Source organism: Neorhizobium sp. T6_25 (assembly GCF_002968555.1).
GTDB lineage: Bacteria > Pseudomonadota > Alphaproteobacteria > Rhizobiales > Rhizobiaceae > Neorhizobium.
The window spans coordinates 85,791-98,528 of the sequence record NZ_PVBL01000009.1; the positions used below are offsets into that span (position 1 = coordinate 85,791).

Genomic DNA, 12,738 nt, shown 5'->3' on the forward strand with positions numbered 1-12,738 from the left:
GCTGGCTCTTGGCATGTCGTAATCAGGCGTTTGGCCCGCCTGTCGGAATTGCATAGTCCCTGCAGTTTGCGAAAAGGCCGCACGAGGCCGAAGAGGGGTTCTTTCCATGAAGACACATGCACGGGCGGTGGTGATCGGCGGCGGCGTGGTCGGTGTTTCGACGCTTTATCATCTGGCGAAAAAGGGCTGGAGCGATGCCGTCCTGATCGAACGCAAGGAATTGACCTCCGGTTCGACCTGGCATGCGGCGGGTCTTCTGCCGCTTTTCAACCTCTCCTATTCGGTCGGCCAGCTGCATAAATATTCGGTGCGTTTCTATCAGGAACTGCAGGAAGAGACCGGCATGAATGTCGGTTTCTCGAAAGTCTCGAACATCCGTCTCGCCCGCACCAGGGACCGCTGGGAAGAGTACATGTATTATGCCGGGATCGCCGAGACGATCGGTGTCACGGTCAATGTCCTGACGCCCGAACAGGTAAAGGAGATCTGGCCGCTCTGCGAGATGGATGGGATCCTCGGCGCCATCCAGCATCCGGACGACGGCTATATCCAGCCGGCCGACCTCACCCAGGCGCTTGCCAAGGGTGCGCGTGACCTCGGCGCCACGATCTATCGCAACACGACCGTCACCGCCATCGAACAACAGCCGGACGGGCTTTGGAAAGTGACCACCGACAAGGGCGAGATCACCGCCGAGCACGTCGTTTCCTGTACCGGCAACTTCGCCCGCAAGACCGGCGAGATGGTCGGCATCAACATTCCGGTCATCCCGGTCGAACACCAGTACATCGTCACCGAGCCGCATCCGGCGATCCAGGAGCGCAAGGCCAAGGGCCTGCCGGAAATGGGGGTCCTACGCGAATCGGACTCCTCCTGGTACATGCGCGAGGAGAATGGCGGCCTGCTGCTGGGGCCTTACGAGGTCGGAGCACCCGTCTGTTACGTCGACGGTCCGTCCGACGAGAGCGAATACGAGCTCTTCAACGAGGAACTCGACCGGCTGATGCCCTATATCGAGACCGCCATCGTGCGCGTGCCGGCCTTCGGCGAAGTGGGCATCAAGAAGGTCTATAACGGGGCGATCGCCTACACGCCGGACGGCTCGCCGATCGTCGGTCCGGCGCCCGGCCTCAAGAACTTCTGGCTGAACGAAGGTCATTCCTTCGGCATCACCGCGGCCGGCGGTGCCGGCTGGCAGCTGGCGGAATGGATCGTCGATGGCGAACCCACCGTCGACATGATGGGCGTCGATCCGCGCCGCTTCGGGCCTTACGCAACGGAAGGCTACCTCATCGAGAAGAACGAAGAGGCCTATGCCAATGTTTTCACGATGCATTATCCCGACGAGGAGCGTTCTGCCGCGCGTCCGTTGAAGACGACGCCGGTCTATGACCGGCTCAAGAAGATGGGTGCGGTGTTCGGCTCCGTCTACGGCTGGGAACGCGCCAACTGGTTCGCGCCTGAAGGTTATGAAGTGCCTTCGGAAGACCTCGGCGTCGGCGTCGAGGTGCTGACCGGCCACAATCATGCGCCGGCACTGGAAGATGGCCGGATCGTCGAAAAATGGTCTTTCCGCCGCTCGAACTATTTCGACCACGTGGGCAACGAGGTCAAGAATGTCCACGAGAATGTCGGCGTGCTCGACATGTCTGCCTTTGCCAAGATGGAAGTGTCCGGCCCGGGTGCGCGCGCTTTCCTCGACTCGATCTTTGCCAATGCGATCCCGAAGAAGCGCGGCCGCATCGCGCTCTGCCACCTGCTTACAAAGCAGGGCGGGGTGCGTGCCGAGTTCACCGTCTATGAGTGGGCGCCGGATCGTTTCTATCTCGTGTCGGCTGGCGCCTATGAGGCGCATGACCAGGATTACCTGCGTAAGCTCGCCCCGACAGATGGCTCGGTCAAATTGACCCAGATCACCCAGAGGCTCGGCGTGCTGGTTCTGGCCGGCCCGAAGTCTCGCCAGGTTCTGAAGAAACTCACGCGCACCAGCCTGGAGAACAAGGATTTCCCCTGGCTGTCCGGCAAGGAGATTTCCGTCGGCATGGCATCCGCCCATGCGCTTCGAGTGAATTTCGTCGGCGAACTCGGCTGGGAACTGCATCACCCGATCGAGATGCAGAACTACATCTTCGACAAGCTGATGGAAGCCGGTGCCGAATTCGGCATCAAGCCTTTCGGCATCCGAGCCATGCTCTCGATGTCGGTCGAGAAATCCTACCGGCTCATCCCGCGCGAAATGTCGATCGAGTACAATGCCTATGAATCCGGCCTCGACCGGTTCATCAAGACCGACAAGGAATTTCTCGGCAAAGAGGGCCTGCTTTCCTACAAGGAAAAGGGGCTGAAGTGGAATTTCTGCACGCTGGTCATCGAAGGCGCCAATGATGTCGATGCCCGCGGGTCGGAGGCGATCTACAACGAGGATGGCGAATTGATCGGCCGCGCCACCAACGGCGCCTACGGCTGGCGTATCGGCAAGTCGTTGGCGCTTGCGATGGTCAAACCGGGTTATGCAGAGACCGGCACCAGGCTCAAGATCAAGATTCTCGGCAGCCTCTACAATGCCAGCGTCGTGGCGGAAAGCCCGTTCGACACCGACAATGCTGCGCTGCGGGCCTGAAAACCGGCTAAAAGTAAGAAGTCATTGACGTTAGCGGGCGGTCTTCGGGCCGCCCGTACCGTTTTGATACCGTAGTGCGGCTCCGATTAACGGTTCTGCAAACCGTTTCCATTAGGGATGTTATCAGAGGGGATAATATCTTATTCGATAGGGGCACCATGACATTCCTCGGCATCTCCGGGATGCAGTATTCCGGCCAATCACTGGCAAACTCCCGCATTCTCCTTGCGGAGGATTCGAACGTCTTCACATCGATGATCGGGACCCGGCTCAAGGAGCTGTTCGGCATCGAGGTCGAGATTTGCCGCAACTTCGAGGAATTGCAGTACGCCTACGACCGCTCCGCCGAGCCGGTGATGCTGGCGATTTCAAATATCAATCTGCCAGGCGCGGAAAACGGGGAAGCGCTGGAGTATCTCGTCGATCTGTCGATCCCGACCATCGTTTTTACCGGGACCTTCCATGAGGAAACCCGCGATAAGCTGCTGACCAAGGACATCGTCGACTATATCCTCAAGGACAACGTCTTCGCGGTCGAGATGCTGGCCGAATCGGTCTGCCGGTTCCTTACCAATCATCGCCACCACGTCCTGATCGTCGACGACAGCCCGACCGCACGGGCGCTGCTCTCGAGCCGTCTGAAGCGCTACAATTTCCGGGTCAGCGTTGCCGAGAACGGTGCCAAGGCCTTGGATATTCTCAAGAAGAACCCGGATATCGGCCTCGTCGTCACCGACTACAACATGCCCGATATCGACGGTTTCGAACTCACCCGCCGAATCCGTTCGGTGCGCGGCTCGCACGAACTCAGGATTATCGGCGTGTCGTCCTCTTCGAACCGGCTGCTTTCGGCCCGTTTCCTGAAGGCCGGCGGCAATGACTTCATGCTGCGTCCCTTCATCGACGAGGAATTTTACTGCCGCGTCAACCAGAACCTGGATACGCTCATCCAGATCCGGTCGATGCAGGCAAGACGTCAGGAAACGGCGGTGAAGAACGTCGCCTGATCCCCGAGGAACTCCGCATGCCGTACCTTCTAAGCCAGCATTTCCGGGAGAAGGAGCGCCTGACCTACGGTTTGGCGGCGCCGTCGCGCATCCAGATGGAGACGGCCAGTCTGGCCACCGATCCGTTGACCGGTTTTGCCAGCCTGAAGGAATTTTATCGGCTTGGCGAACCGTTGGTGAGGAAATCTCTTGCCGAGGGGATAGCCTGCGCCGTCGCGATCGTGGACATCGACCATTTTCGGCGGTTGAACGCTGTCCACTGCGAAGAAACCGTCGCCCAGGTCCTCAAGACCACCGCCGCCAGGCTTGGTTACGCATGTCGCGGCAGCCGACATTTTCTTGCGCGGCTGGGTGACGAAGACTTCGGCATGCTGCTGGTCGGTCTCGATGTAGCCGCGGCGACGGAATTCTGCGAGAAGCTGAGGCTTGATATCGCCGGCATTAGGATCGTTTCCGGCGATGCCGATTTTTCGATGACCGTTTCGATCGGACTGGCGGAGGTCTGCGGCCCGGAAACGTTCGACAATTATCTCAACGCCGCAGAACAATTCTTGTTCATGGCGAAAAGCCATGGCAGGAATCGGGTGCTCTCGGACTATACGATCGTGCTGCAGACGGCGGGCTGACCCGCCGCAATCCCACGGCTCAGGCCACGACCCCGGTGCGTGACGTGTTCATGTTGAGCTTGCGCTCGGCCCGTTCCTGCTGCGGCGAACGGTTGTAGACCTCCCGATAACATTTCGAGAAATGCGACGCGGAGACGAACCCGCAGGCAACCGCCACCTCGACCACGGGCATGGAGGACTGTACGAGCAGGTGCCTTGCCCGGTCGAGCCGGATTTCCAGATAATAGCGCGCCGGCGAGCGGCCCATTTCCTGGCGGAACAGACGTTCGATCTGACGCCGGGAGAGGCCGGCGTCGTCGGCGATCTCGACCAGCGACAGCGGCTCGGAGAGGTTGTTTTCCATGACCTCGATGATCGTCAGAACCTTGGCGTTCTGGACGCCGAGGCGAGCCCGCAGCGGCAGGCGCTGGCGGTCGTGCGGGTTGCGGACGCGGTCCGTCAACTGCTGCTCGCAGACGCGGTTGACAAGGTTCTCGCCGAAATCCTGGCTGATCAGGTTCAGCATCATGTCGAGCGAGGCGGTGCCGCCGGCGCAGGTATAGAGGTTCGAATCGACCTCGTAGAGATCCGCATAGACTTCCGCCTGCGGGAATGCCTCGGCAAAGCCTGGCAGGTTCTCCCAATGGATCGCACAGCGCTTGCCGTTCAGAAGCCCGGCCTGGGCCAGAACGTGCGCTCCGGTGCAGAGGCTTCCAACGGCAATGCCGCGGTTATAGGTTTCGCGCAGCCAGGCGTTGACCGACTTGTTGTTGAACTCCTCCACGTAGACGCCCGAGCAGACCAGAACCATGTTCGGACGGTTTTCACCGGAGAGGTTGCGACGTTCATCGGCGAGAGAAGAGTTTACTTCGATCCCGATGCCGCTCGAGGAATAGACTTTTTCGCCGTCGGCGGAACAGAGCCGCCAAGTATAGGCCGAATAGCCGAGCATGCGATTGGCGATTCGCAGCGTCTCCACCGCCGCAGCAAAAGGCAGCATGGTGAAATGGGGAACAAGAAAAAAGACGAGAGAGCGCTTTGCTGTCGGGTTTTTGGTCATCACATTCATGCCGTCATTCCCCTTGTTCGTGGCCGTACATTGCGGCCCGCTTTTCTTCAAAAGCGACATTGGCACGGGGAAAGGCGGCGGAGAAGGGCTTTCGACGACAGGCTGATAACATTTTTGCGACATAAGCGGGTCGCAGACTTAAATGCCAAAGGCGATGGGCTCAATGCGTGTCTCAGACTCCATGGCCCGCTTCGCTGTTCGCGTCGGCGGGCCATGGAGCGGGAGGGTTATCGGCGATGCGGTGCGGCATTGGTCGTCGGCCACCCGATGTCCTTGCGGATTTCTGCCGGCAGACCTTCCAGCATTCTTTCGGTCTGGCGACGACGCCATTGATCGCGAAGCCTGATAACCGCGTCCAGGGCAGGGCGGATGAGCGAGGCGAACGATGACGGCCGGGACTGGGAGCGATCGCTCTCCTGATAGGTGATCATAGTCATGTCAGTTCTCCTTGGGTGTCTCATGGGACAACGCTCAGTCGGGACAATGAACGCCGTCAATCCATCAATCAATCGGATGCAAGTTATGCGTCTCATGAAATTCTGTTTGGTATCGACGCTTGCTTCCGATGTTTTTGAGTATGCCGCCGGTTTGACATTCAATCAAACGAAATGATATGGTGCTTAAGTTCAGAATTATTGATAGAGGCTGACATGACTGTTCCATTCCGCCCGCCGCTTCCGCTGCTCGATAATGACGTATTGCGCACGTTCGTGGCGATTGCCGAAACCGGCAATTTCTCGACCGCGGCCGATGCAGTTCTGCGTACGCCGTCAGCGGTCTCGATGCAGATCAAGAAACTGGAAGAGCAGTTGAAGACGACGCTATTCCTGCGCGACGCCCGCTCGGTGTCGCTGACGCAGCATGGCGAGATGTTGCTTTCCTATGCGCGGCGCATGCTGGCGCTCTCCAACGAGGCAGTGTCACGTTTCGTCATGCCGGAACTCTCCGGCGTGGTACGTCTCGGCGCGCCGGACGATATCGCCGAACGCCTCCTGCCGAAGGTTCTCAAGGACTTCGGCGAAAGCTTTCCGGGCATCATGGTCGATGTCACGGTCGACATGAGCCTGGCGCTCAAGAAGCGCATGGACGAGCAGCGGCTGGACCTGGCGCTGATCAACTGTGCGACCCGGCCTTTCTCGACGGCCGGCGAGATGATTCACACGGAACGACTGGTCTGGGCCGGCGCCAAATGCGGCACGGCCTACCTTCGCGATCCGCTGCCGATCTCGGTCTGGGAAGACGGATGCGTGTGGCGACATGATGCGATTTCCCAGCTCGAGAAGCACAAGCGGAGCTATCGCATCGCCTATGCCAGCGCCCATACGATGGCGCAGCGCGCCGCAGTGCTGTCCGATCTGGCGATCGCGCCGTTCCCGCGCTCCTACGTCACCGACGACATGCAGATACTCGGGGCGAAAGAGGGCCTGCCGGAACTCATCAACTTCGATATCCGACTGTTGACGGCACCGCAGCTTTCCGTGCCCGGCAAGGCTGTGGCCGAAAGCATCCGCGAGGCTTTCGGCTCTCTGGTTGCCGCTGCTGCCTGATCCTACTCGCGGCTGCGGCGACGTCTGCGGCCGCCTTCTCCCGAAGCCTCGGCCGGTGCCTTTCGCTCCGGCAGGGTGATGACCGCCGCCAAGTGCGGGAAGGCATCGACCTTGTTCGGCAGGGCCATGGCATAGACGAAATGCTCCTGGAATTTCGGCTCCAGGGCTGTTTCGATCTTCTCGATCCTGCGCACGGTTTCCTCGATCTCGCGGCGGTAGCCGCGGTTCAGCAGGCACATCCGCGCCCCCGTGCCGGCGGCATTGCCGACCGATTTGACGCGGCCCAGATCGCAATCCGGGATAAGACCCAGCACCATCGCGTATTTCGGATCGATGAACGTGCCGAAGGCGCCGGCAAGCCCGATGCGGTCGACATGGTCGACGCCCTGCTTGTCCATCAACAGCTTGACGCCGGCATAAAGCGCCGCCTTGGCGAGCTGGATGGCGCGCACGTCGTTCTGGGTCACGGTGATGCGCTGCTCGCCGTCATGCACGAGATAGGAGAAAGTCCGGCCGTTCTGGAGGATGCGCGGGCTGCGCTCCGCCATCGCGCCGTCCACCACGCCGTCTTCCGAGATCAGGCCTGCAAGATACATTTCAGCAATCACTTCGATGATCGCCGAACCGCAGATGCCGGTGATGCCGGTCGCAGCGGCTGCATCGGCGAAACCCGGCTCGTCCGACCAGGGCTCGATGCCGATCACCCGGAAGCGCGGTTCGAGGGTTTCGGCGTCGATGCGGATACGCTCGATGGCACCGGGTGCTGCCCGCTGGCCCGATGAGATTTCGGCACCTTCGAAGGCCGGACCGGTCGGCGAGGAGGCCGCGACGACGCGGGTCGAATTTCCGAGCACGATTTCCGCATTGGTGCCGATATCGACCAGCAGCATCATCTCCTGCTGCCGGTGCGGACCTTCCGACAGGGTTGCCGCCGCGGCATCGGCGCCGACATGGCCGGCAATGCAGGGCAGGAGATAGGTGCGGGTGCCGTCGTTCATCGGCAAGCCGATCTCGGATGATCTGACCTTTACCGCTCCGGAAACTGCAAGTGCGAAGGGGGCTCCGCCAAGTTCCGTCGGGTCGATCCCGAGGAACAGATGGTGCATGATCGGGTTGCCGACGAAGACGCTGTCGAGAATGTCGGCGCGGGACACGCCGCCGTCGGCGCAGACCTTTTCGATCAGTCCGTTCAGCGCCTCGCGCACGGCTAATGTCATCGCCTCGCGCCCGTCTGGGTTCATCATCACATAGGAAACGCGGCTCATCAGATCCTCGCCGAAGCGGATCTGCGGGTTCGATGTGCCTGCCGACGCCACGGTGCGACCCGACAGCAGCGACGACAGATGCATGGCGATCGTCGTCGAGCCGATATCGCAGGCAATCCCGTAGGCCTCGTTCTTCAGGCCGGGATAGAGCGCGACGAGGCGGGCGCGATCGTCGTCCCGGTCCTTGTGAATTGCCGCCGTGACCTTCCATTCGCCCTTGCGCAGAATCTGCTGGACCTTGGGAATCAGGTGGAAATCGACATCCAGATCGTCGAAATGCCACTCGGCGGCAAGCGCCGCCTTCAGGCGGTCGAGATCGCCGAGTGGTTTTTCCATGTCGGGCTCTTCCACCTCGACATAACACATGCGGATAGCCGGATTGCGGTCGAAGACACGCTCGTCGGCGGCCTTGCGGACCACCTGCGCGTTGATCACCGTATCCTGCGGCACGTCGACGACAAGATCGCCGAGGATTTGGGTCGAGCAGGAGAGGCGGCGTCCCTCGGGAAGCCCGCGCACGCGGTCGTAGCGCTCCTCCTTGGGACCGATCGGCGACAGGTGGTCGTTCGCCGAGGTAATGCCGTGCTTGGCGAAATGTCCTTCCTGGACCGATATCTGGCAGCGCCCGCAGGTCGCCCGCCCGCCGCAGACGCTCTCCACGTAGACGCCGAGCTGGCGCGCGGCATCGAGCACCGGCGTGCCGACCGGAAACCGGCCGCGCTTGCCAGACGGCATGAAGAGGACGAGGGGATCTCTCTTGGAAATATCCGCCATGATACCTGTACTTACTCCGTCCGCGCTCCGGCGCCAGCCCGTGCGGCCCGGCCGCCGCGTCGGCCGCTGGCAGCCGAAGGTGTAGCCGTCGCAGCAGTTCCACCGCCTTCGACCGGCTTATAGTCCCGATAGGTCATGATCCAGTTACCGCAATTCTGATCCGTGCCGTTGAGCACGTTGGCGGCGCGCACCGCTTCCATTTCCTGCGGCCGGCAGGGGTTCATGATCGCCGACGTCATTCCGGCACCGATCACCATCGGGATGAAGCCGGCATTGATGCCATGGCGGTGCGGCAGGCCGAAGGAGATGTTGGAGAGCCCGCAGGTGGTGTTGACCTTCAATTCTTCGCGCAGGCGCCGCAGCAGCGCAAAGACCTGCAGGCCGGCTGTTCCGAGCGCGCCGATCGGCATGACCAGCGGATCGACGACGATGTCGTGCGGCTTAATGCCGTAGTCGGCGGCCCGTTCGACGATCTTCTTGGCGACCGCGAAACGGACGTCCGGATCCATCGAAATGCCGGTCTCGTCGTTGGAGATCGCCACCACCGGTACGTCATATTTCTTGCAGAGCGGCAGGATCGCCTCGAGTTTTTCCTCCTCGCCGGTCACCGAATTGACCAGCGGCCGGCCCTTGGCGACTTTCAGCGCCGCCTCGATTGCGGCTGTCACCGAACTGTCGATCGACAGCGGCACGTCGACGAGGCCCTGGACGATCTCCAGCGTCCGGACGAGCAGGCCAGGTTCGGTCTCGTTGGGGTTGACCGAGGTGACTCCGGCATTGACGTCGAGCATGGTGGCGCCCGCCGCAACCTGCTCCAGCGCATCCCTGATGACGGTGTCGAAATTGCCCACGATCATCTCTGCCGCGAGCTTCTTGCGGCCCGTCGGGTTGATGCGTTCGCCGATCACGCAAAAGGGCTGGTCGAAGCCGATCACGATCTCCCGGGTTGCGGATGCGACGATGGTGCGGGTCATTTCTTCCTCCAGGCGCGCGATGCGGCGCAGAAACGATGTGATTGTCTGAACGTCAGGCGGTTTCGCGGCCGCCGGTCTTCACCAGCGCGACGAGTTTTTCCCTGTCATAGGCTGCCTCGAGCTCGGCTGCCGCCCTGTCGGCTTCGGCCTCAAGATCGTCGGAAACGGCGATCGGTTCGGCCTTGCGCCATTCTGCGAGATAGTCGTCGGTGCCGGCGGCGCCGCTGCGCATCGCGCACATGTCGATCGCCTCGGTGAAGCGCAGCGACAGTTCCCGCTTGGCGGTCTGGCGGCCCTTCTTGATGATCACCTGCGCCGGAATATCCCGCCAGAAGACGACGATGCGGTCGGCCATGAATTCCTCCGTGTTGAGGTGCAGCATGCACGGGTGCGGGCGACAAGACTGCGCTTGCGACGACGTCGCACCCAGCAAAATACGACGCGGCGATGGGATTGCCTTGCGGGATGCCGGGCCGGATGCCGGTTACCAGATCTTCCGGGTCAGTCCGTGATAGAGCCAGGTCCAGATCGGCGGTGGAAAACGCAGTGCGGAGGGGCCTTGCGGCTGGTACGGCTTCAGCGTTCCGTCGATGGCATCCTGAAGTGCGCGGACGCTGATCTCGACGGAAGTGGCGGTCATCAGCAGCGGATAGGTGGCGAGCGAATCCGAGCCCGCCGGCTCCACCCGCTTCTCGTAGAGCGTCCCACCGGTATCGATGCCCTTGTCGACCAGATGCACGGTGGCGCCAAAGTTCTTCTCGTCGCCTTCGACGCGCGACCAGTAACCGCCCATTTGGCCGCGGTACATGGGGTTGATGCCGGCGTGGAAGTTGATGACCGGGCAGGGGATCGCGCCAAGCGTCTGCGGCGACAGGATGCGGCAGGATATGGTGAAGATCGCGGCGGGCTTCAGGACTGTCACCGCCGCGTGACAGGCCGGATCGTTGAGCGATGGCACGTGCGTCACGGGGATTGCCGGGTTCGGTTCGGCGGAATGGCCGTAGTCGCGGATGATCTCGGCGGAGCGCCTTGCCGCCACGCTCTTGGTGAGCCGCGACGCGATCATCGTCGCCAGTTGGCCAAGCGCTGTAAGCCAGCCGAACCGCCGGGCGCGGCGTTTCAGCAACGTGCCTTTCGATTCCGGCTGTTCCTCGACGACATGCAGGTCGGGAAAATGTTTTGCCAATGCGTTGATCATCACCTGCGGGTTCACCCCGCCTGATGTCATCACCACGATCCGAGAATTCCCGTCCTGCATCGATCCCCCCGCAAAAAGCGCAGGGCCGCACTCTTCCGCCGAAGGCCCGAAGAAACGGTTAAACCGAGCGTAACGCCTGCGTGAGGTCGCCGTAGCCGGTGAAGCGGTATTCGTATTCCAGGCCGAGATACTCGGCGGCTCCACGCGCCTTGTCCTGAAGGACCTCGTCTTCCTCCTGGCTGAGATAGACGAGTTTTCGGTAATTGCCGAAATACATGTCCTTCAGCTGCGGGTGGCGGTCGAGGCCGAGCGGTTCGATGACGAAGGCCTCGAACTGGCGGGCGAGAAAGTCTGTCAGGAAGAACGAGAACAGGTCTTCGTCCGCTTTTGCGGCAAAAGCGTCGTTTCCGGCGAAGAAGGAATAACAGTGCGGGCCTTCGATGCGGGCGATGCCCTCTCGCGCGCAGAGCCGGTCTATGTCGCCGCCGGTTCCGCAATCGGCGTAGGCGAAGAAGATCTTTTCAAAGCCGGCTTTCCGCGCCTCGGCAACGGCTTTTTCAAGACCCGGAACGATCTTCTGCGGATAGGCGTGCCAGATCGCCGGCAGGCAATTGAGATCGATATGGCCAAGACCTTGCTGCCTGGAAACAGCAAGGATTTCCCGCGCGATCGCTCCGCACGCGATTACGTGAACTTTTTCGCGAGTTGAACGTTCCTTTGCCGGAAAATCCATTTCCGCCACGATTTCATCTCTCTCCATCGGAGTATTCTAACATGACGGCCAAGACAGTCACGGTGATCGCCGCTCTTCTCGCGACGATGGTTTCTCTCACTTCCTGCGGCAATACCATTCGCGGCATGGGCCAGGATACGGCCAATACCGTCAACGCCACGCAGGACGCGGGCCGCCGGGTCGATCGCGCTGCGCGCTAAAGCGTCGCCGTCAGCAAACCGTCCGGCGCTTCAAGCGCCGGCGGCAAGGCTGTTGTGCTTGCGGCGGATATATTCCTTTGCCGTTTCGACGGCGACCGCCGCATCGCGGCAATAGGCATCGGCGCCGACCGCCTTGCCGAACTCCTCGTTGAGCGGCGCGCCGCCGACAAGCACGATATAGTCGTCGCGCATGCCCTTTTCCTTCAGGGTGTCGATGACGACCTTCATGTAGGGCATGGTCGTGGTCAAAAGCGCCGACATTCCGAGAATATCCGGCTGTTCCCGCTCGATCGCATCGAGATAGTTCTCGACGGGGTTGTTGATGCCAAGATCGACCACGTCGAAGCCCGCTCCCTCCATCATCATGCCGACGAGGTTCTTGCCGATGTCGTGGATGTCGCCCTTGACGGTGCCGATCACCATCTTGCCGAGTTTCGGGGCGCCGGTCTCGACCAGAAGCGGCCGCAGGATGAACATGCCCGCCTTCATGGCACTCGCCGATAGCAGCACTTCCGGCACGAAAAGAATGCCGTCGCGGAAGTCGATGCCGACGATGCGCATGCCCTCGACCAGGGCCTTGGTGAGGACGTCATAGGGCGTCCAACCGCGAGCGAGCAGGATGTTAGTCGCCTCCTCGATCTCCTCCTTCAAGCCGTCGTAAAGGTCGTCGTGCATCTGCTGCACGAGTTCCTCGTCTGAAAGTTCCGCCAGGATGATTTCGTCGTCGGACATGCAATGCTTCCCTT

At 61.2% G+C, this 12,738-nt stretch carries 13 protein-coding genes; 5 read left to right on the forward strand and 8 right to left on the reverse strand.

Features of this window, described 5'->3' with window-relative positions; all coding sequences use genetic code 11:
- Positions 1–106: 106 nt before the first annotated feature.
- The 3 genes from C5L10_RS14575 (at position 107) to C5L10_RS14585 (ending at position 4,253) form a co-directional block, all read left to right on the forward strand.
- On the forward strand, positions 107–2,620 hold the full coding sequence (locus C5L10_RS14575; protein ID WP_105430272.1) for an FAD-dependent oxidoreductase: 2,514 nt from the start codon (positions 107–109) through the stop codon (positions 2,618–2,620).
- A 158-nt stretch (positions 2,621–2,778) separates the two neighbouring features.
- The gene (locus C5L10_RS14580) at positions 2,779–3,627 is read left to right on the forward strand and encodes a response regulator (RefSeq protein ID WP_046667003.1); all 849 of its coding nucleotides are present in this window, start codon (positions 2,779–2,781) and stop codon (positions 3,625–3,627) included.
- Between the two features lie 17 nt (positions 3,628–3,644).
- Positions 3,645–4,253: a GGDEF domain-containing protein gene (locus C5L10_RS14585; protein ID WP_105430273.1), complete on the forward strand. Its 609-nt coding sequence runs from the start codon at positions 3,645–3,647 to the stop codon at positions 4,251–4,253.
- A gap of 19 nt (positions 4,254–4,272) precedes the next feature.
- Here C5L10_RS14585 and C5L10_RS14590 read toward each other — a convergent pair whose 3' ends face one another.
- Together C5L10_RS14590 and C5L10_RS14595 are read right to left on the reverse strand one after the other, a co-directional pair.
- On the reverse strand, positions 4,273–5,292 hold the full coding sequence (locus tag C5L10_RS14590) for a GlxA family transcriptional regulator (RefSeq protein ID WP_105430401.1): 1,020 nt from the start codon (positions 5,290–5,292) through the stop codon (positions 4,273–4,275).
- Between the two features lie 236 nt (positions 5,293–5,528).
- Positions 5,529–5,738 (reverse strand): hypothetical protein, encoded by a 210-nt coding sequence (locus tag C5L10_RS14595; RefSeq protein WP_105430274.1) that lies wholly within the window; start codon positions 5,736–5,738, stop codon positions 5,529–5,531.
- Between the two features lie 213 nt (positions 5,739–5,951).
- On the opposite strand from C5L10_RS14595, the gene C5L10_RS14600 reads away from it, so the two are divergent.
- The gene (locus tag C5L10_RS14600) at positions 5,952–6,848 is read left to right on the forward strand and encodes a LysR family transcriptional regulator (RefSeq protein WP_046611350.1); all 897 of its coding nucleotides are present in this window, start codon (positions 5,952–5,954) and stop codon (positions 6,846–6,848) included.
- Between the two features lie 2 nt (positions 6,849–6,850).
- Here C5L10_RS14600 and C5L10_RS14605 read toward each other — a convergent pair whose 3' ends face one another.
- The 5 genes from C5L10_RS14605 to C5L10_RS14625 all read right to left on the reverse strand — a co-directional run bounded on the left by C5L10_RS14605 (position 6,851) and on the right by C5L10_RS14625 (position 11,819).
- Positions 6,851–8,887 carry an ASKHA domain-containing protein gene (locus tag C5L10_RS14605; RefSeq protein ID WP_105430275.1) on the reverse strand — a complete coding sequence of 679 codons (2,037 nt, stop codon included), beginning with the start codon at positions 8,885–8,887 and terminating at the stop codon, positions 6,851–6,853.
- Between the two features lie 11 nt (positions 8,888–8,898).
- The gene (locus C5L10_RS14610; protein ID WP_105430276.1) at positions 8,899–9,861 is read right to left on the reverse strand and encodes a methyltetrahydrofolate cobalamin methyltransferase; all 963 of its coding nucleotides are present in this window, start codon (positions 9,859–9,861) and stop codon (positions 8,899–8,901) included.
- A 52-nt stretch (positions 9,862–9,913) separates the two neighbouring features.
- Positions 9,914–10,216: a virulence factor gene (locus C5L10_RS14615; RefSeq protein WP_046667157.1), complete on the reverse strand. Its 303-nt coding sequence runs from the start codon at positions 10,214–10,216 to the stop codon at positions 9,914–9,916.
- Between the two features lie 129 nt (positions 10,217–10,345).
- Entirely contained in the window at positions 10,346–11,119 is a 774-nt protein-coding gene (locus C5L10_RS14620; RefSeq protein WP_105430277.1) for a formyl transferase, read from the reverse strand.
- A 58-nt stretch (positions 11,120–11,177) separates the two neighbouring features.
- Positions 11,178–11,819, reverse strand: a complete 642-nt coding sequence (locus C5L10_RS14625) for a DUF1638 domain-containing protein (protein ID WP_245448005.1) — start codon at positions 11,817–11,819, stop codon at positions 11,178–11,180.
- 14 nt (positions 11,820–11,833) lie between these two features.
- Between C5L10_RS14625 and C5L10_RS14630 the strand changes: the two genes are divergently transcribed.
- Positions 11,834–11,992 (forward strand): entericidin A/B family lipoprotein, encoded by a 159-nt coding sequence (locus C5L10_RS14630; RefSeq protein ID WP_046636313.1) that lies wholly within the window; start codon positions 11,834–11,836, stop codon positions 11,990–11,992.
- A 30-nt stretch (positions 11,993–12,022) separates the two neighbouring features.
- Here C5L10_RS14630 and C5L10_RS14635 read toward each other — a convergent pair whose 3' ends face one another.
- Positions 12,023–12,724, reverse strand: a complete 702-nt coding sequence (locus C5L10_RS14635; protein WP_046599807.1) for a B12-binding domain-containing protein — start codon at positions 12,722–12,724, stop codon at positions 12,023–12,025.
- Positions 12,725–12,738: the final 14 nt, after the last annotated feature.

Bases quoted from the DNA above. Each gene is read 5' to 3' on its own strand.
- C5L10_RS14575 (WP_105430272.1), top strand. From the start codon at position 107: ATGAAGACACATGCACGGGCGGTGGTGATCGGCGGCGGCGTGGTCGGT.
- C5L10_RS14580 (WP_046667003.1), top strand. From the start codon at position 2,779: ATGACATTCCTCGGCATCTCCGGGATGCAGTATTCCGGCCAATCACTG.
- C5L10_RS14585 (WP_105430273.1), top strand. From the start codon at position 3,645: ATGCCGTACCTTCTAAGCCAGCATTTCCGGGAGAAGGAGCGCCTGACC.
- C5L10_RS14590 (WP_105430401.1), bottom strand. From the start codon at position 5,292: ATGACCAAAAACCCGACAGCAAAGCGCTCTCTCGTCTTTTTTCTTGTT.
- C5L10_RS14595 (WP_105430274.1), bottom strand. From the start codon at position 5,738: ATGACTATGATCACCTATCAGGAGAGCGATCGCTCCCAGTCCCGGCCG.
- C5L10_RS14600 (WP_046611350.1), top strand. From the start codon at position 5,952: ATGACTGTTCCATTCCGCCCGCCGCTTCCGCTGCTCGATAATGACGTA.
- C5L10_RS14605 (WP_105430275.1), bottom strand. From the start codon at position 8,887: ATGGCGGATATTTCCAAGAGAGATCCCCTCGTCCTCTTCATGCCGTCT.
- C5L10_RS14610 (WP_105430276.1), bottom strand. From the start codon at position 9,861: ATGACCCGCACCATCGTCGCATCCGCAACCCGGGAGATCGTGATCGGC.
- C5L10_RS14615 (WP_046667157.1), bottom strand. From the start codon at position 10,216: ATGGCCGACCGCATCGTCGTCTTCTGGCGGGATATTCCGGCGCAGGTG.
- C5L10_RS14620 (WP_105430277.1), bottom strand. From the start codon at position 11,119: ATGCAGGACGGGAATTCTCGGATCGTGGTGATGACATCAGGCGGGGTG.
- C5L10_RS14625 (WP_245448005.1), bottom strand. From the start codon at position 11,819: ATGGAGAGAGATGAAATCGTGGCGGAAATGGATTTTCCGGCAAAGGAA.
- C5L10_RS14630 (WP_046636313.1), top strand. From the start codon at position 11,834: ATGACGGCCAAGACAGTCACGGTGATCGCCGCTCTTCTCGCGACGATG.
- C5L10_RS14635 (WP_046599807.1), bottom strand. From the start codon at position 12,724: ATGTCCGACGACGAAATCATCCTGGCGGAACTTTCAGACGAGGAACTC.